We start from the raw sequence: 17,320 nt of genomic DNA, 5'->3' as shown, positions 1-17,320 counted from the left end.
GGGCGAAAGTGAGGATAAATTATGAAAGAGATCACAACAGATGAAGTGAAGGATTTATTAGAACAAGATAAAGATGTGAAGTTAATCGATGTGCGTGAAACAGATGAAGTAGCGCAAGGTCATATTCCAGGTGCGACAAACATTCCACTCGGCTTATTAGAATTCCGTGAGAATGAATTAGATAAAAATGAAGAATATATTATGGTTTGCCGTTCAGGTGGCCGTAGTGGTAAAGCGACACAGTTTTTAAAAGAACGTGGTTATAATGTACAAAATATGGTCGGCGGCATGTTAGCTTGGGACGGACCGACTGAATAATACTTAAGGAGGGATTGTGTGATGAAAGAGATTAAAACGGATCACGTGTTGGACGCGAAAGGGTTAGCGTGTCCAATGCCGATTGTGAAGACGAAAAAAGAAATTGAAAATGTTGAAGCAGGTCAAGTGCTGCTAGTTGAAGCGACTGACCCAGGTTCAAAGGCAGATATTAAAGCGTGGGCAGAACGCGCGGGTCATCAGTATTTAGGAACGGATGAAGAAGGTGACACATTAAAGCACTATTTACGCAAAGCGTCAGATGATGAAAGCGAAGACAGTGAAAAATCATTTGATAATGTTGTCAATAATGAACAGTTAAAAGAGCAGCTAGACTCAGGAAATGTGACGGTTGTTGACGTGCGTGAATCAGCAGAGTATGCATTTGGACACATCCCAGGTGCGAAATCCATTCCACTTGGTGATTTAGAAAACCGTTTAGATGAATTAGATCAAAACGACAATATTTATGTCGTATGCCGTACTGGTAACCGTAGTGATATGGCAGCGAAGACATTGTCTGAAAAAGGCTATAACAACGTGACTAACGTAGTCCCTGGCATGAGTGAATGGGACGGCGAATTAGAGCAATAAAAAATAAACTTTAAATTTTGGGGAGGTATTGAATCATGGGTTTTGAAACAATTACAGTTGATCAATTAGCGAAAAAAGTGATGAATCAAGAAAACTTATTCTTATTAGACGTTCGTAACGAAGAAGATTTCGAAGATTGGAAAGTTGAAAGTGACAGCTTTGACTATTTAAACAAACCATATTTCGATCTAATTGATGGCGTGGAGCCAATCAAAGACGACATTCCAGAAGACAAAGATGTGGCGGTTATTTGTGCAAAAGGTGGTTCGTCACAGTTTGTTGCTGAACAACTAGCTGACGAAGGCTTTAACAACATTTATTCCGTAGAAGGCGGTATGAAAGCGTGGAGTGAACACCTAGAGCCAGTTAAATTAGGCGATTTAGAAGGTGGCGGTGAGCTGTATCAGTTCGTACGCTTAGGTAAAGGTTGCCTATCATATATGATCATCTCTGAAGGTGAAGCGGCGTTAATCGACGCGACACGTATGGTTGATACGTATATTAACTTCGCTGAGCAAAAAGGTGCGACGATCAAGCACGTATTCGATACGCACTTACACGCAGACCACATTTCTGGTGGCCGTACGATCGCTGAGAAAACAGGTGCAACTTACTATCTACCACCGAAAGATGCGGAAGAAGTACAATTCGATTACACACCAATTCAAGACCAAGATGAAGTGACAGTTGGTTCATCTAAGATCGACGTTCAAGCACTTTACACACCAGGTCACACAATTGGTTCAACATCATTCGTTGTTGACGACCAATACTTGATGACAGGTGACATTCTTTTCATCGAATCAATCGGTCGCCCAGACTTAGCTGGTAAAGCAGACGATTGGGTAGGCGATTTACGTACAACACTATATGAGCGTTATAAAGAACTATCAAACGATCTAATCGTTCTACCAGCACACTTCTCATTCAAGAACGAATTGAATGAAGATGGCTCAGTCCAAGAAAAATTAGGTGTATTATTCGAACAAAACGATGGTCTTCAAGTAGACGATTCAGAAGAGTTCCGTAAAATGGTAACAGAAAACTTACCACCACAACCAAACTCTCACCAAAAGATTCGTTTTACGAACATGGGGAAAGAAACGCCAGAGCTTGAAGAACAACGTGAAATGGAAATTGGCCCTAACCGTTGTGCAGTAAGATAAAAAATAGGCTCATTTAAGAAGGGGCGTTTTCAGCTCCTTCTTAAATTTTGCCCATATAAGAGGGTGAAGTCATGTTAAGTAAATATGTACCATCAGTTGATTGGTTAAAACGCTACAATGGCATGGATTTTAAAGCGGATATCATCGCTGGTTTAATCGTAGCAATCATGTTAATTCCTCAAGGTATGGCTTATGCGATGCTTGCTGGTCTACCACCTGTCATTGGTCTATATGCGTCAACCATTCCATTAATTATATATGCCTTATTTGGTTCATCAAGACAGCTCGCTGTCGGACCAGTGGCGATGGTGTCGTTATTAGTTTATACCGGGGTTTCAGCATTAGCTGAACCAGGTAGCGATCAGTTCGTATCGTATGCGTTATTACTTGCGTTAATGGTTGGTGTGATTCAACTAGCGATGGGGCTGTTCAGACTCGGCTTTTTAGTTAATTTCTTATCACATGCCGTCATTAGTGGTTTTACATCAGCTGCGGCAATCATTATTGGTTTATCACAATTAAGCGATCTGTTAGGGATTGAACTACCGAGTGATGCGAACGTCGTTGGATTATTAGCTGAAGCAGTTATGAATTTAAATGCAGTTCATGGTTATACATTAGGTCTCGGTCTAGCGAGTATTCTCATTTTAGTTGTGTTTAAGAAGTATGTTCCGAAAATCCCTGGCCCATTGGTCGTTGTTGTCGTAACGAGTTTAGCTGTTTATGGCTTTAACTTACACAATCAAGGTGTTGCGATTGTCGGTAATGTACCGTCTGGTTTACCAACGTTAACAATGCCGGCAATCGATTGGAATTCAATTACACAGTTACTTCCAATTGCTTTAACGATTTCTTTTGTCGGTTTCATGGAATCCGTTGCTGTCGCGAAAAAAGTCGCGTCAAAAGAAGGCTATAAAATTAATTCAAACCAAGAGCTTAATGGACTTGGTGTAGCTAATATCATTGGTTCATTCTTCTCAGCGTTTCCTGTCACAGGTGGTTTCTCGCGTACAGCGGTTAACTATCAAGCAGGTGCACGTACAGGAATGGCGAGTATATTTACAGCTGTCTTGATCATTATTACACTTATTTTCTTTACGGATTGGTTTTATTATTTACCACAAGCAACATTAGCAGCAATTATTATGGTAGCTGTTTATTCGTTAGTTGACGTGAAAGAAGCGGTTCACCTATTCAAGATTCGTCAAATTGATGGTTGGACGTTAGTCATCACGTTTGCTGCCACATTATTAACGAATATTGAAACAGGTATTTTAGTCGGTATTGCGACGTCACTCATCGTCTTTATTTGGCGCAGTGCTTACCCGCACTCAGCGGAATTGGGTTATTTAGAAGATGAAGGCGTTTATCGTAATGTCGATCGTTATCCGAATGCGAAAACATTCGATAATACGATTATTTTCCGTGTCGATGAGGCCTTGTATTTCGCGAACATTGCCTTTTTAGAAAATAAATTAGAGCAATTAACAGAAGACAAGCCTGACACGAAACGAATCATTCTAGATTTTGCCCCTGTCAATGACATGGATGCTGTTGCTGTTGATGAGCTTGATCAATTGATGCAAGAGTATGATGATTATGGAGTAGAAATTCATATTGCAAATATGAAAGGTCCGATCAAAGATTTAGTTGCGAAAGCGGGTTGGTTCGATCGATATGAGGATCGTATTCAATATTTATCGATTGATCAATCGTTAGACCAACAATCCAATAGTTAAAGAGGGAGAGCATTTGTCCCTCTTTTTATTTTTCAACATTATAATACCCTAGGAGGTGTTCAAAATGGAATATAGCTTACTATTTATGCTTATTATCTTTTTAATTGGTTTTTTAGGCTCTTTTATATCGGGTATGGTCGGTATAGGTGGCTCAATTGTTAAATATCCTATGCTATTATATATCCCACCATTATTAGGGTTTGCGGCATTTACTTCCCATGAAGTATCCGGAATTAGTGCTGTTCAGGTTTTCTTCGCCACAATCGGCGGTGTTTGGGCTTATCGAAAAGGTGGCTACTTGAACAAAGAACTCATTATTTACATGGGTATCAGTATTTTAATCGGTAGTTTTGTCGGTGGTTTTGGTTCTCGGTTCTTATCAGAAGATGAAGTGAATTTTGTTTATGCTTTACTAGCGACAGTCGCTGTTGTCATGATGTTTATGCCTAAGAAAGGTGTCGACGATCAATCATTTGACCAAGTGACATTTAATAAAACATTAGCCGCAACATTAGCCTTTATCGTCGGTGTTGGTGCTGGTATTGTCGGTGCTGCCGGTGCATTTGTGTTAGTGCCAATCATGTTATTAGTATTAAAAATACCAACTCGCATGACGATTGCCTCGTCACTCGCGATCACGTTTATTTCTTCAATCGGTGCCACGACTGGTAAATTAATGACAGGACAAGTCTTATTGATTCCTGCTATTATTATGATTGTAGCAAGCTTAATTGCATCGCCATTAGGTGCAAATGCTGGTAAGAAGATTAATACGAAATTATTACAAGGTATTTTATCAGTTTTAATTTTGGCATCAGCTATTAAAATCTGGCTCGATTTTCTATGATATAATGAAACTCACCTCATTAAAGGTGAGTTTTTGTATAGCTTGAAATTGTGCATGACATGCTAAAGGCGTCATCTTTAGAATACATAACAAACGATGTACGATTCGGAAGGATGGTATAAATGAACGAAACCGAAGACTCAAAATATATTCAACAACACTTAGCAAATGAACGAACGTATTTAGCCTGGATTCGAACAGCACTTGCTATTATGGGGATTGGCTTTTTAATCGTGAATATTCATTTTTCGACGAATGCTAATATGAATGGACGGTCGGATCAGCTTGTTGAAATGATTGGGGTTTTGTCTGTTCTAATTGGGCTGATCGCTATTATCTTCTCAACCATTCATTACGTCCGTAAGAAAAAACAAATCAACCAACAAACATTCACATCTGCCCTTCACCTCGTTTGGTTAATTTCAGCTTTAATGCTTGTGATGGCTGGTCTGTTTTTCGCTTACTTTTATTTATACTAAGTTATAGAGTCATCTCATACTGTTTGTATGGGGTGACTTTTTTATATTGGATAGGCTTACACGTTTAATTGGTGATTAAACAGATCGGTATGGTATATTATAAGGGACATTAATTTAAGAAAGCGAGGCGTTATCGATGAATGAAATTACAACAGACGAAGTGAAACAATTACTTGAAAATAAAGAGGATGTTAATTTACTCGATGTTCGCGAACCAGAAGAAATTGAACAAGGACATATCCCTGGTATCAAACATATCCCACTAGGTTCGTTAGAAGAACGCAAAGACGAGTTAAGTCAAGACCAAGAGCATGTCGTCATTTGCCGCTCAGGTAATCGCAGTGGTAAAGCCGTTCAATACCTTGAGCAACATGGCTTTAACGCGAAGAATATGGTGGGTGGCATGCTTGATTGGAATGGTACGGTAGAGCGGTCGTAAATATTTGAAGCGGGCTAACCTATTACAAAGCACTCACACGTTTGATGTGTGAGTGCTTTTTTTAGTTTGTTCTTTAATTTCGCATATTTACTAGATCACTTAATTTTATTAACTTGTTTTTAATTACTTTCCGCTAACAATATATAGTGATACGGATTTTAAATTATCAATTCTAAAGGAATTTTATTTTTAAAGCAGTTTGCGTGCAAAGATTGAGAGTGGGGATAATCATAACTCTGCTCTCTTTAATTTGGATTATGCCTATTGTAAGGTTGTGGTTGTTTCATTAGTTAAGTCACTATGATCATCTATAACATCCCTTATGCAAAAAATTAGGCGATTTCAAGTTCATCACTTTTAATATAAAGCGATTTCATATACAATATTAGTACAGAATTTTTAAACAATTAAATAAGTTTGACAACAATTCGAATGAGGTGATGGTCATGAGTGAAAACGTTTTAAAAGGTAGTAACAAACAACACAACTTAAACAATTATGAAGAAACATACCAAAACTTCAGCTGGGATGAAGCGAAACAGAACTTCACTTGGAATGAAACAGGGAAAGTAAATATCGCATATGAAGCGGTCGATCGTCATGCTGAAAATCCCTATAAAAAAGATCAGGTCGCGTTACAATACGTCTCACCTGACCGTAAAGAATCGTTAACATTTGATCAGTTGAAAAAACAAAGTAATCAGTTTGCGAATGTGTTAAAAGATCAAGGCATTGAGAAGGGTGATCGCGTGTTTTTATTCATGCCGAGATCGCCTGAATTTTACGCGAGCTTCTTAGGTGTTTTGAAAGTCGGTGCCATTGCTGGTCCGTTGTTTGAAGCATTTATGGAGCAGGCGGTACAAGACCGTTTGGAAGATAGTGAAGCGGTTATGCTCATTACGACGCCTGAATTATTATCACGCGTACCCGAAGATCAATTGCCTGACTTAAAGAAAGTCGTCTTAGTTGGTGATTCAAGTGACATTCCAGATGGTTATATTGATTATCATCAAGAGATGGCAAAAGCGAGTGAATCATTCGATCTTGAATGGGTCGATTTAGAAGACGGTATGGTGATTCACTATACATCAGGTTCAACAGGTAAACCAAAAGGGGTTTATCACGTTCATAATGCGATGATCCAACATTATCAAACGGGTAAATGGGTGCTCGATTTACAAGAGGATGATGTATATTGGTGCACCGCTGACCCAGGTTGGGTAACAGGCACGAGCTATGGTATCTTTGCGCCGTGGTTAAACGGGGTGACGAACGTCGTTGTTGGTGGTCGTTTTAGTCCAGAGGCATGGTACGGAACATTAGATGATTACCAAATTTCCGTATGGTATTCTGCGCCAACCGCATTCCGTAAGTTAATGAGTTCAGGTAAAGAGATTGTAGATGATTTTAAATTAGACAGTGTGCGTCATATTTTAAGTGTCGGTGAACCGTTAAATCCAGAAGTCATTCATTGGGGCAAAAAAGCCTTTAATTTACGGATTCACGATACGTGGTGGATGACCGAAACGGGTGCGCAATTGATCTGTAATTATCCAACGATGGATATTCGCCCTGGCTCGATGGGTAAACCGATTCCAGGTGTAACCGCAGCGATTGTGGATGACCAAGGTGAAGAATTGCCTCCAAACCAAATGGGTAACCTGGCGATTAAAGCGGGCTGGCCATCCCAAATGCGTGCCATTTGGAAACGTCCTGAGAAATTCGAAAGTTATTTCTTAAACGGTTGGTACGTGTCTGGTGATAGTGCTTATAAAGATGAAGATGGCTATTTCTGGTTCCAGGGCCGTTTAGATGATGTCATTAATACATCGGGTGAACGTGTCGGACCATTTGAAGTCGAAAGTAAATTAATCGAACATGAAGCTGTCGCTGAAGCGGGTGTCATCGGTAAACCTGACCCTGAACGCGGTGAGATCATTAAAGCGTTTGTTGCGCTTAACGACGGTTATGAAGAATCGGAAGACTTATTAGAAGATATCCGTCAATTCGTGAAGAAAGGGTTCGCAGCCCATGCAGCCCCACGCGAAATTCAAGTAACGGATGCCATTCCGAAAACACGTAGTGGTAAGATTATGCGTAGACTCCTTAAATCGCGTGAACTAGGCCTACCAGAAGGCGATACGTCGACGTTGGAAGAATAATTACTGATTTTAATAAAAGCGCAGTACTCGAACATGAAGTTGAGTGCTGCGCTTTTTCATATAAAACAAGTTTAGATTCCCACAAAATAGGAAACTTAAATAAGTACAGACTACACAATAGAAAAAGGTGATCTTAATGGATGATAAACTTTACACTTTTATTGGTGTTGGTATTGGACCTTTCAACTTAGGCTTAGCCGCATTAACTGAAGATCTAGATGACGTTGATCGAATCTTTTTCGATGAAACGCCGAAAATGAATTGGCATCCAGGTATGCTGATTGACGGGATGGATTTACAAGTATCGTTTTTAGCGGACCTGGTGACATTCGCAGATCCAACCAATCGCTATTCGTTTTTAAATTATTTGCATGACCATGAACGACTTTATAAATTTTTCTTTTATCATCGACTAGAAATTCCGCGTCAAGAATATAATGATTACTTACAGTGGGCAGCGGCTCAGATTAATGGCCTTTATTACGGGCATCGCGTGGTTGATGTGATTGATCATCAAGACGCCCCTGAACCTCATTATGAAGTCGTCGTCGAAGATGTTGAGAGCGGTGAACAATCACATTATTATGCCAAGCATGTTGTGATGGCAACAGGGTCAAAACCGCTTGTTCTCAGTGCCTCAGATGATTTGCCCGAAGAAGATGTGTTGCATACGAGTCAATATTTAGAACATAAAGATGAATTATTGAAGTCTGACCATGTGATGGTGGTCGGTTCAGGTCAAAGTGCAGCAGAAGTCTTTAATGATTTACTACAAGAACGGAAAAATTATTCGTTTCATTTAACCTGGTTTACGCGAAGTAAAGGGATTTTTCAGCTCGAAGCAGCCAGTATTGGACAGGAGTTTTTCTCGCCGAAGTACGTGGATTATTTTCATCAATTAGATTTTGATAAACGCATGAATACATTAGAAACGTTAGATCCGTTACGTAACGGTGTAGATGTGAAGACGTTGGATCATATCTATCATTTATTATATAATTTATCGATTGGTGAAACAGACCCGCAAGTTACTATTCAACCGTTAACGGAAGTCAATGACATCAAACCGAAAAACGGAAAGTATGAATTAGCCTGTCGTCAATGGCAACAAGAACAATCATTTAACTATGAGACGGAAAAAGTCGTCCTCGCAACGGGGTATAAACCGGATATTCCGCAGTGGTTTATCGACCGTTTTGACGATCAAGTCCAATGGGAAAATAAAGATAAATGGATGTATGATTTAACACGAGAATATCGCCTGCAATTTAACGACGACCGTGATCATCAGTTTTATGTCGTGACTAACTTGGATCATTCACACGGAACAGCGGCGACGAACTTGGGATTATCCGTTCAACGTAATATGGAAATTATAAATGATATCGTAGGTCGACCAGTGTATAAAGCGCAGGATCATTCAATTTTTCAACAGTTTCGCTATGAATAACCATTGGTAGATGATTTGTTTTTGAAGGTAGCGGGAATAGTATCACTAACTCATATAAATAGGTTAAGGAGGAGTTCGCTGTGTTCAAGCGTATTGCGTGTCTCATGACGAATGACTTCGAAGACCGCGAGTATACCGAACCAGCCTACGCCTTTCGTGAGGCAGGTCATTCGGTCGAAACGATTGAGAAAGTGAGCGGGCAAGTAGTGAAAGGGAAGCGTGGAGAAGTTGAAGTGGCGATTGACCATGGTATTGATGACGTATCCCCAGACCTATTTGACGCGTTACTGATCCCTGGAGGCTTTTCACCAGACCGATTGCGAGCTGACGACCGATTTGTCCAGTTTGTGCGTCATTTTATGGATCAAGCAAAACCAGTGTTTGCGATTTGTCACGGGCCACAACTGTTAATTACGGCAAAAGTTTTAAAGGATCGTCGTGTGACAGGTTATGACTCAATTGTCGTTGATTTAGAAAATGCAGGTGCAATTTATCATGACCAGCCTGTTGTTGTATGCGACAATTTGGTGACGAGCCGTTATCCAAGTGATTTAACTGATTTTAATCGAGAATCATTAAAACAACTGTGAGCTAGATGAGTCTAGCTCACAGTCTGTTTAAAAAAGGTGGTGTGTTGCCATGATTGTAACAGAATACGATGATGCTTATTTGATGATCCGCCAGCACGATCATGCGCTTGTCAGTGGTGAATTAGCTAAACAATGGTCACCTGAGCTATTTAAAGGTGACAAATGGCGTGAACAAGTTGAATATGCTGTCTCACAACATGACTACGCTTGGGTGCCACTCGATAAGAAGCCCATTTGGAACGATGATAAACAACAGCCTCATTCATTCATGGACTATCCTGTCCAACCGAAAGTCGATCACTATTCGTGGGGGGTCGACCACGTACAAGAACAATACTATTATGCTGCCTTATTATGTAGTTGGCATTATGCATCATTTTTCGATCAAAAATCGAATCATTCGACGATTTCCGAATTCATTTCCCGGGAAATGAATCGACAACAATCGATACAACAACAAGTATTACCCGAATGGCCTGTGCAGCAATTTCATTTTGAGCTACTGCAATTTTGTGATGACCTATCCCTTTATATGTGTTTGAACGAACCAGGGGCATCAAAAGAAAATGAGATTACGATGTTTAAAGATGGATTTAGGCAACGATTTGATGGCTTACATGAGCCTATACAAGCTAAATGGTTAGACGAACAACGTATTGCTGTGTCGCCTAACCCATTCCAGTCATCATTTAATGTGACTATACCGTATAAACAAGTTGGTAAGATGATGATTCAAAATCGAGGATTGATGCAAGCATTTGATTTAACGCCTGTTGAGTATCGCACCATTCAATTAGTTTAATTTTCGGATGTTGAATTCGTGATCGAGTAGGGCCCAGTTTTGTGGGAAAGCAATGCCGAGTTTCCAATAACTAATCCCTCTTAAACCGAGTTCTTTTATTAAATCAAATTTCGCTTGAATACTGCGTGCGTCTTCAAACCAGACTTCATGTTGGTTGCCGTCTTTATCCCAATAATAAAAGTAAGGGGCCTGTGCTTCTTCATCGAATTCAATTGATTGGTTATATTCTCGTGCGAGTTGGATTGCTTGGTTTGGACTAATCGCTTCAGCAGGTTCACCGCCTTCTTCAAATGGTAACGTCCAGTCGTAGCCGTACGTATTTTGACCGAGCATGATTTTGTCGGCAGGAATTTCAGTTAAGGCGTAATCGACAACATCGGTGACTGGGCCGATCGGTGACACTGCCATAGCTGGCCCGCCACTGTACCCCCACTCATAAGTCATCAGCACAACAAAATCCACAATATCGCCATGAGCTGCATAATCATGTGCTTCATACCAAGCACCTGTTTGTTCAGCACTCGTTTTTGGAGCTAGAGCGGTTGAAATCATAAGTCCTTCAGGTGCTAAACGGTCTTTTGCTCGGCGTAAAAATTGGTTGTACGCTTCACGTAAATCAGTCGGTAAAAATTCGAAATCAAAATGAATATCTTCGTAACCGATGTTATTCGCTGTTTCAATGATGTTATCGAATAATTGGTTTTGGACCGATTCGTTCGTTAAAATCCTACGACCGAGCTCTTGGTCAAATGCGCCGTCTCGCAAGTTTGTCACGACCATCATGAGAGCTGTGTTATTTTGAGTAGCGATATTTGGCAGTGGTTCGATCGGTGGTGCTGTTAGAGACCCGTCATCATTCACTTCATAACTAAACAGTCCTAAATAGGTTAAGAGTGGGGAACGATAGGTGACCGAGTCAATGAGTTGATCGCTCACTGTATCACCAAAAGGTTCGACATAGGCATTTGTTGAAATCGTTGTTTTTTCAGGTTGCGGTATTATGAGCCCCTGCCCAATCATTAGCGGTTCATTGTAATCTAAATCGTTGTATGACGCTAACGTTTCAAACGGAATATTTAGCATTTGGCCGATTGAATAAAAACTATCACCGGGTTGAACGGTGTATGCTTCAATAGGGACCACCAATGTTTGACCGACGACGAGTTCACTTGGTGCATCGAGCTGGTTGATCATGATTAAGTCTTCAGGTTGGACTTGATATCGCCTTGAAATTGTATATAAAGAATCACCGCGTTTGACTACGTGTACAAGCATGTTAGCACTCCTCTCCATTACTCACTTTGAATTTATGTGGCTTGATGGCTCATTATGCATGGATCCCGTGTTATAATTATTGTGGTGATAACAATGCATGATAAGTTTATGGATGAAGCTATTAAACAAGCTAAACAAGCTGAAGCGATCGGAGAAGTACCGATCGGCGCTGTCATCGTCTATCAAGGTGACGTGATTGCGACAGGGTATAACAGACGTGAGTCGAATCAATTAGGGACATCACACGCAGAAATGATTGCGATAGAAGAAGCTAACCGACATATAGGTAGTTGGCGCCTAGAAGATTGCACGCTTTATGTTACATTAGAGCCGTGCCCGATGTGCGCTGGTGCGATCGTTCAATCACGCATTCCGCATGTCGTTTACGGTGCGAAAGACCCGAAAGCAGGTTGTGCTGGGACATTAATGAATTTGCTAGAAGAGTCACGATTCAACCACCAAGCTACTGTAGAACATGGTGTCAAAGAAGCGGAATGCGCTGCATTACTGACTGATTTTTTCCGTCAATTAAGAGAACGCAAAAAATCGTCAAAATAAGTAACGAAATTGGATTTCTTTGTTATTGCAAAAACGGTTTAAACGTAATATACTAGTAAGTGCGCTTTTAAAAGGCGCTATAACTAAATGAACTCTTGCCGTGCTAGGTGGGGAGGTAGCGGTGCCCTGTTACCCACAATCCGCTATAGTGGGACTGAATTCCCGTCTGAGGTAAAGTAGCTTTAAGGTCTGACGTCAGTGATCAGTGTTGACGTCTGGGTCCTGTGCAACGAAAACCCGTGAACCCTGTCAGGTCCGGAAGGAAGCAGCAGTAAGCGGCCCCTTTCGTGTGTCGCAGGGCAACCTGGACCGAGCTAGAATCTGATGTAACGCTTATGGGTTACTTTATCGAAGATGGGTGCACGGCGTACATAATGAAGACAACTCACCTGTTTAGACGGGTGAGTTTTTTTAGATAGATGTAAACCTACACGTCTGTTAAATCGATTTTGTTTCGTTTTGAAATGTCTGAATCGAATCGGTTATAATGGAATGAGAGACCGTAAAAGGAGATTACGCCCATGGCTTATCAAGCATTGTATCGTGTCTGGCGACCGCAACAATTCACCGATGTCGTCGGTCAATCTCATATTACTCGAACGTTACAAAATGCGATTGTACAATCCAAAGTCGCGCATGCTTATTTGTTCACTGGCCCGCGCGGTACCGGGAAAACAAGTGCAGCGAAAATTTTTGCGAAAGCGATCAACTGTGAACAGGCACCTGTTGAAGAGCCATGCGGTGAATGTGATGCTTGTCGTGGCATTCAAGATGGTTCAATTTCAGATATTATCGAGATTGACGCAGCGTCGAATAATGGCGTGGATGACATTCGTGAAATTCGCGATAAAGTGAAATACGCACCGAGTGCAGTGACGTATAAAGTCTATATTATTGACGAAGTGCATATGTTATCGACTGGGGCGTTCAATGCGCTTTTAAAAACACTTGAAGAACCACCTGAACATGTCATGTTTATTTTAGCGACGACAGAACCGCACAAAATTCCGTTAACGATTATTTCGCGTTGTCAGCGGTTTGATTTTAAACGGATTTCGCAACAGGCGATAGTCGATCGGTTAAAAGTGATTTTAGATGATGGTGCGATTCAATATGACGACGAAGCAATTGTACATGTCGGATTAACGGCAGAAGGTGGTATGCGTGATGCGTTAAGCATCCTCGATCAGGCAATTGCTTATAGCGAAGATGGTCATATTCATATGGATGATGTGCTGGCGGTGACCGGGTCGATTGCGCAAGAACAACTCCTCGCGATGATGGAGTCACTCGTCCAACAAGACGGTAAGGAAGCTCTGACGTTACTCGATCAAATGATCCAAGAAGGTAAAGATCCGAGCCGCTTCGTGTTTGATTTCATTAATTTCGTGCGCGATTTATTAATGTACAACAGTGCAGCAGGAATGGACGACGCGTTAGTGCGCGCGATTCCGAATGAACAGTTTCATCACGTCAGACAACAACTTCCGACGCATTGGTTAGAAGAAGCCATTTCAATACTAAATCAAACGCAACAAGATATGAAATGGACGAATAGCCCGAAAATCTTAGTCGAAGTCGCACTCTTAAATATTCAAGATATGTCGGTTGAATCAGAAACAGCGACATCAGGTCAAACCGCTTCACCGGAATTGCTACAACAAATTGCAACCCTTGAGAAAGAGTTAAAAGCTTTAAAAGAACAAGGTGTGACTACAACGGCTGAAGCGCCACAACCAGAGTCAGCAAAACGCCAACAACCGAATCGACAGAAAAAGTATAAAGTACCTTATGAAAAAGTCCGTCGAACACTATCCAATGCGACGAAACCAGATATTCAGGCTGTCCGGCAAAATTGGGCTGCGTTTATGGATAGTTTGAAAAAGACAAGTCCGCCTGCGCATGCTAAACTAGCTAATAGTGAGCCGAAAGCCGCTTCACCTGACACACTTATTTTAGCATTTGAATACGAGATACATTGTAAGCTGATTGAAGAAAACCAAGATATGATTGAAACAGCGTTAAGTGAGTTCGTTGGCAAACGCCTGACGATGATCCCGATTCCGAAAGATGAGTGGCAGCCGATTCGTGAAGATTTCTTAAGTCAACAAGAGCAATCGGATTCGCCTGAGGACGATCAATCAGTTGAAGCAGCAGACGACGACGTTCAAGATAGAGCTCAAGCAGAAGATGACGACAGTCACGTAACAGAAGCGCAACAATTATTTGGTGATGACTTGGTGGAAGTGAAAGATTCTTAATATATATTTTCAAAAACGAAAGGACTGACTGTTATGAATAACATGATGAAGCAAATGCAGAAGATGCAAAAGAAAATGATGAAAGCGCAAGAAGAGTTACACGAAATGACGTTTGAAGCAACAGCTGGCGGTGGCATGGTCAAAGTCGTCGCAAACGGCAAAAAAGAAATCATTGATGTGGAAATGAATGAAGAAGTTGTCGACCCTGATGATGTCGATATGCTACAAGATTTAATTATCGCAGCAACTAATGACGTATTAAAACAAGTTGACGATACAACGAATGAAAAGATGGGACAGTTCACGAAAGGTATGAATATGCCAGGAATGTTCTAGGAGGCATGCCAACATATGTATTATCCGGAACCGATTACGAAACTAATCGATAGTTTCACAAAATTGCCAGGCATTGGTCCGAAAACTGCCGCTCGCCTGGCTTTTTTTGTGTTAGAAATGGAAGAAGATGACGTGTTAGATTTTGCGAAATCGCTCGTTAATGCTAAGCGCGAATTAACGCATTGCACTACGTGTGGCCATATTACTGACCAAGATCCGTGTAGTATTTGTAGTGATCCATCACGCGATGGTTCAGTGATTTGTGTCGTGCAAGACCCGAAAGACGTGATTGCCATGGAGAAAATGAAAGATTTTCAAGGCAAGTATCATGTTTTACACGGCACGATTTCACCAATGGAAGGGATCGGACCTGAAGATATTAATGTTTCGACATTGATTGAACGGTTGAAAGATGAGCAAGTAGAGGAATTGATTTTGGCGACGAACCCGAATGTTGAAGGGGAAGCGACGGCAATGTATATTTCTCGCCTCGTGAAGCCATCGGGTATTCGGTTAACACGAATTGCTCATGGCTTACCTGTCGGCGGCGATTTAGAATATGCCGATGAGGTGACGTTATCGAAAGCGTTAGAAGGTCGTCGTGATTTATAAGCCATGAGTTCTAAATATGCTAATGCCTACATAAATTGATACTAGGACAAGCGAAAGGAGTTCTGGTATGGATCCGGTTGTGGTGGCATTAGCATTTTTAGCGTTGTTGGTTCTTTTATTGTCGTTTGGGTTACCTGTAAAACTGATGCAATGGGTGTCGACAGGTGTGTTTAAAATCGTGATTGGGGCGTTATTTATTTTTATCGCGAATGTGTTTGGCTCGATGTTTGGCTTACATATTCCGATTAATTTATTTACATCAGTCGTTGCTGGCTTTTTAGGCATAATGGGCGTCGGATCACTCGTGGCGATTCATGTGTTGATTTTATAAAAAAATTCATAGATCCATGTATAGTAATCTATTAAGTTGTGCATGCTAGGTAGTGGAGGTGGAGCCGATGAATCAACAATCACTACATCACTGCCAAGTGTGTGACGAGTGGCAAGCAGAAGGAATCTATGTCTTAATGACGTTTATTTGCAAGTCTTGTGAACGAACGATTGTCCAAACATCACCAGATGATGAGCTCTATCAACAATTGGTAGAGCGAATGAAATGTCGTCCGTTAATGAAGCAAATGTAATAGAATGATGAAAGACGCAATGAGAGAACTCACTGCGTCTTTTTTGTCGTGCGATGTTATATTGTTTGAATGGTTATGACGTCGGATCTTCGCCGATAATCCGAACTTCACGTTCTAAATCGACGCCGAATTGTTCTTTAACAGATTGTTGGACCATTTCAATCGAGCGAATGTAATCGGTCGCAGTAGCGTTGTTTTTGTTCACGATGAAGCCGGCATGTTTGGTCGATACTTCTGCTCCTCCTACGCCTTTACCTTGTAAGCCGCTATCTTGAATGAGCTTGCCAGCGAAATAGCCGGGAGGTCGTTTGAACACACTGCCACATGACGGGTATTCAAGTGGCTGTTTAGATTCACGCTTATGCGTTAAATCATCCATCACCGCTTTAACATCATCGTATTGGCCCGGTTTTAAGGCGAAAAGCGCTTCGAGGACGATGTAGCCTTTTTCTGGGATATTGCTGTGGCGGTATTGTAAGTCAAAGGCGTCGGCTGGAAGTGTTAGCAATTGTCCGTCACGATCGACGACAACTGCCTCTTTCAAGACGTCTTTAATCTCACCACCATAGGCACCCGCATTCATGAATAGGGCGCCTCCAACTGTCCCTGGAATACCACAAGCGAATTCGAGTCCTGTTAACGATTCGTCTAGTGCGCGGTAAGATGCGTCGATAATACGTGCCCCGCTTTGGACAATCATTTCGTTACCGTCTACTTTAATGTCTGTTAATGCTTTTAAGCTTAATACGATGCCACGAATGCCGCCGTCTTTCACAATTAAATTGGATCCATTGCCGAGTAACGTGAATGGAACATCTTCTCGGTTGGCTAATTGGACGACTTGTTGAACGGCTTCGTAACTACTTGGTGTGACAAAGAAATCCGCTTCACCGCCGAGCTTGGTGTACGTATGGTTGTTTAAAGGTTCGTTGATTAATATATGATCATCGTCTAAAATATCACGTAATTGCTTTTCGATTGTTTGAGAATTCGACATGATACGGTTCACCTCGTTATATATAATCTCTATGATTTGTATGAGACATGGATCGTCATCGTGACGTCTCTAGTATAAGTATTTTATTATTATAACATGAATATCATGCTCACC

19 protein-coding genes and 1 other RNA gene are annotated in these 17,320 nt (G+C 41.2%); 18 read left to right on the top strand and 2 right to left on the bottom strand.

The features are described 5' to 3' along the window. Positions 1-21: 21 nt before the first annotated feature. The 11 genes from ABID56_RS09415 to ABID56_RS09365 all read left to right on the top strand — a co-directional run bounded on the left by ABID56_RS09415 (position 22) and on the right by ABID56_RS09365 (position 10,583). Entirely contained in the window at positions 22-318 is a 297-nt protein-coding gene (locus ABID56_RS09415; protein ID WP_354220545.1) for a rhodanese-like domain-containing protein, read from the top strand. Positions 319-339: 21 nt separating this feature from the next. Beyond that, positions 340-909 (top strand): sulfurtransferase TusA family protein, encoded by a 570-nt coding sequence (locus tag ABID56_RS09410; RefSeq protein WP_354220543.1) that lies wholly within the window; start codon positions 340-342, stop codon positions 907-909. Positions 910-944: 35 nt separating this feature from the next. Next, complete coding sequence (locus tag ABID56_RS09405) at positions 945-2,075, top strand: MBL fold metallo-hydrolase (RefSeq protein WP_354220541.1); 1,131 nt, start codon at positions 945-947, stop codon at positions 2,073-2,075. 71 nt (positions 2,076-2,146) lie between these two features. Then, positions 2,147-3,814, top strand: a complete 1,668-nt coding sequence (locus tag ABID56_RS09400) for a SulP family inorganic anion transporter (protein WP_354220539.1) — start codon at positions 2,147-2,149, stop codon at positions 3,812-3,814. A 64-nt stretch (positions 3,815-3,878) separates the two neighbouring features. Beyond that, on the top strand, positions 3,879-4,661 hold the full coding sequence (locus ABID56_RS09395; RefSeq protein ID WP_354220537.1) for a sulfite exporter TauE/SafE family protein: 783 nt from the start codon (positions 3,879-3,881) through the stop codon (positions 4,659-4,661). A 122-nt stretch (positions 4,662-4,783) separates the two neighbouring features. Next, on the top strand, positions 4,784-5,140 hold the full coding sequence (locus ABID56_RS09390; protein WP_354220535.1) for a YidH family protein: 357 nt from the start codon (positions 4,784-4,786) through the stop codon (positions 5,138-5,140). A gap of 136 nt (positions 5,141-5,276) precedes the next feature. Further along, a complete protein-coding gene (locus tag ABID56_RS09385; RefSeq protein WP_354220533.1) occupies positions 5,277-5,579 on the top strand; it encodes a rhodanese-like domain-containing protein in 303 nt (100 codons plus the stop codon). A gap of 440 nt (positions 5,580-6,019) precedes the next feature. Further along, positions 6,020-7,741 (top strand): acetate--CoA ligase, encoded by a 1,722-nt coding sequence (gene acsA, locus ABID56_RS09380; RefSeq protein ID WP_354220531.1) that lies wholly within the window; start codon positions 6,020-6,022, stop codon positions 7,739-7,741. A gap of 136 nt (positions 7,742-7,877) precedes the next feature. Next, positions 7,878-9,191: a lysine N(6)-hydroxylase/L-ornithine N(5)-oxygenase family protein gene (locus ABID56_RS09375; protein WP_354220529.1), complete on the top strand. Its 1,314-nt coding sequence runs from the start codon at positions 7,878-7,880 to the stop codon at positions 9,189-9,191. Positions 9,192-9,271: 80 nt separating this feature from the next. Next, positions 9,272-9,781: a type 1 glutamine amidotransferase domain-containing protein gene (locus ABID56_RS09370; RefSeq protein ID WP_354220527.1), complete on the top strand. Its 510-nt coding sequence runs from the start codon at positions 9,272-9,274 to the stop codon at positions 9,779-9,781. A 49-nt stretch (positions 9,782-9,830) separates the two neighbouring features. After that, a complete protein-coding gene (locus ABID56_RS09365; RefSeq protein WP_354220525.1) occupies positions 9,831-10,583 on the top strand; it encodes a DUF3891 family protein in 753 nt (250 codons plus the stop codon). Here ABID56_RS09365 and ABID56_RS09360 read toward each other — a convergent pair. Next, positions 10,575-11,858 (bottom strand): glycosyl hydrolase family 18 protein, encoded by a 1,284-nt coding sequence (locus ABID56_RS09360; RefSeq protein ID WP_354220523.1) that lies wholly within the window; start codon positions 11,856-11,858, stop codon positions 10,575-10,577. The two genes, ABID56_RS09365 and ABID56_RS09360, sit on opposite strands and share 9 nt — an antisense overlap. Positions 11,859-11,951: 93 nt before the next feature. Between ABID56_RS09360 and tadA the strand changes: the two genes are divergently transcribed. The 7 genes from tadA (at position 11,952) to ABID56_RS09325 (ending at position 16,209) form a co-directional block, all read left to right on the top strand. Next, positions 11,952-12,416, top strand: a complete 465-nt coding sequence (gene tadA / locus ABID56_RS09355; RefSeq protein WP_354220521.1) for a tRNA adenosine(34) deaminase TadA — start codon at positions 11,952-11,954, stop codon at positions 12,414-12,416. Between the two features lie 98 nt (positions 12,417-12,514). Further along, positions 12,515-12,782, top strand: an RNA gene (gene ffs, locus ABID56_RS09350) — signal recognition particle sRNA large type. Positions 12,783-12,937: 155 nt separating this feature from the next. After that, positions 12,938-14,677 carry a DNA polymerase III subunit gamma/tau gene (gene dnaX, locus ABID56_RS09345; protein WP_354220519.1) on the top strand — a complete coding sequence of 580 codons (1,740 nt, stop codon included), beginning with the start codon at positions 12,938-12,940 and terminating at the stop codon, positions 14,675-14,677. A 33-nt stretch (positions 14,678-14,710) separates the two neighbouring features. Continuing rightward, the gene (locus tag ABID56_RS09340) at positions 14,711-15,013 is read left to right on the top strand and encodes a YbaB/EbfC family nucleoid-associated protein (protein ID WP_354220517.1); all 303 of its coding nucleotides are present in this window, start codon (positions 14,711-14,713) and stop codon (positions 15,011-15,013) included. A 15-nt stretch (positions 15,014-15,028) separates the two neighbouring features. Beyond that, positions 15,029-15,625 (top strand): recombination mediator RecR, encoded by a 597-nt coding sequence (gene recR, locus ABID56_RS09335; protein ID WP_354220515.1) that lies wholly within the window; start codon positions 15,029-15,031, stop codon positions 15,623-15,625. Between the two features lie 67 nt (positions 15,626-15,692). After that, entirely contained in the window at positions 15,693-15,956 is a 264-nt protein-coding gene (locus tag ABID56_RS09330; RefSeq protein WP_354220513.1) for a pro-sigmaK processing inhibitor BofA family protein, read from the top strand. Positions 15,957-16,023: 67 nt separating this feature from the next. Next, on the top strand, positions 16,024-16,209 hold the full coding sequence (locus ABID56_RS09325; RefSeq protein WP_354220511.1) for a sigma factor G inhibitor Gin: 186 nt from the start codon (positions 16,024-16,026) through the stop codon (positions 16,207-16,209). Between the two features lie 73 nt (positions 16,210-16,282). Here the strand turns inward: ABID56_RS09325 and murB are convergent, their stop codons facing one another. Then, positions 16,283-17,206 (bottom strand): UDP-N-acetylmuramate dehydrogenase, encoded by a 924-nt coding sequence (murB, locus tag ABID56_RS09320; RefSeq protein ID WP_354220509.1) that lies wholly within the window; start codon positions 17,204-17,206, stop codon positions 16,283-16,285. Positions 17,207-17,320 lie beyond the last annotated feature (114 nt).

It is taken from the genome of Alkalibacillus flavidus, from assembly GCF_040545925.1.
Lineage (GTDB): Bacteria > Bacillota > Bacilli > Bacillales > Alkalibacillaceae > Alkalibacillus > Alkalibacillus flavidus.
This window is presented reverse-complemented; position numbering and strand designations above follow the sequence as displayed.

Coding starts and splice junctions, on each gene's coding strand:
- ABID56_RS09415 (WP_354220545.1), top strand. CDS start 22: ATGAAAGAGATCACAACAGATGAAGTGAAGGATTTATTAGAACAAGAT.
- ABID56_RS09410 (WP_354220543.1), top strand. CDS start 340: ATGAAAGAGATTAAAACGGATCACGTGTTGGACGCGAAAGGGTTAGCG.
- ABID56_RS09405 (WP_354220541.1), top strand. CDS start 945: ATGGGTTTTGAAACAATTACAGTTGATCAATTAGCGAAAAAAGTGATG.
- ABID56_RS09400 (WP_354220539.1), top strand. CDS start 2,147: ATGTTAAGTAAATATGTACCATCAGTTGATTGGTTAAAACGCTACAAT.
- ABID56_RS09395 (WP_354220537.1), top strand. CDS start 3,879: ATGGAATATAGCTTACTATTTATGCTTATTATCTTTTTAATTGGTTTT.
- ABID56_RS09390 (WP_354220535.1), top strand. CDS start 4,784: ATGAACGAAACCGAAGACTCAAAATATATTCAACAACACTTAGCAAAT.
- ABID56_RS09385 (WP_354220533.1), top strand. CDS start 5,277: ATGAATGAAATTACAACAGACGAAGTGAAACAATTACTTGAAAATAAA.
- acsA (WP_354220531.1), top strand. CDS start 6,020: ATGGTCATGAGTGAAAACGTTTTAAAAGGTAGTAACAAACAACACAAC.
- ABID56_RS09375 (WP_354220529.1), top strand. CDS start 7,878: ATGGATGATAAACTTTACACTTTTATTGGTGTTGGTATTGGACCTTTC.
- ABID56_RS09365 (WP_354220525.1), top strand. CDS start 9,831: ATGATTGTAACAGAATACGATGATGCTTATTTGATGATCCGCCAGCAC.
- ABID56_RS09360 (WP_354220523.1), bottom strand. CDS start 11,858: ATGCTTGTACACGTAGTCAAACGCGGTGATTCTTTATATACAATTTCA.
- tadA (WP_354220521.1), top strand. CDS start 11,952: ATGCATGATAAGTTTATGGATGAAGCTATTAAACAAGCTAAACAAGCT.
- dnaX (WP_354220519.1), top strand. CDS start 12,938: ATGGCTTATCAAGCATTGTATCGTGTCTGGCGACCGCAACAATTCACC.
- ABID56_RS09340 (WP_354220517.1), top strand. CDS start 14,711: ATGAATAACATGATGAAGCAAATGCAGAAGATGCAAAAGAAAATGATG.
- recR (WP_354220515.1), top strand. CDS start 15,029: ATGTATTATCCGGAACCGATTACGAAACTAATCGATAGTTTCACAAAA.
- ABID56_RS09330 (WP_354220513.1), top strand. CDS start 15,693: ATGGATCCGGTTGTGGTGGCATTAGCATTTTTAGCGTTGTTGGTTCTT.
- ABID56_RS09325 (WP_354220511.1), top strand. CDS start 16,024: ATGAATCAACAATCACTACATCACTGCCAAGTGTGTGACGAGTGGCAA.
- murB (WP_354220509.1), bottom strand. CDS start 17,206: ATGTCGAATTCTCAAACAATCGAAAAGCAATTACGTGATATTTTAGAC.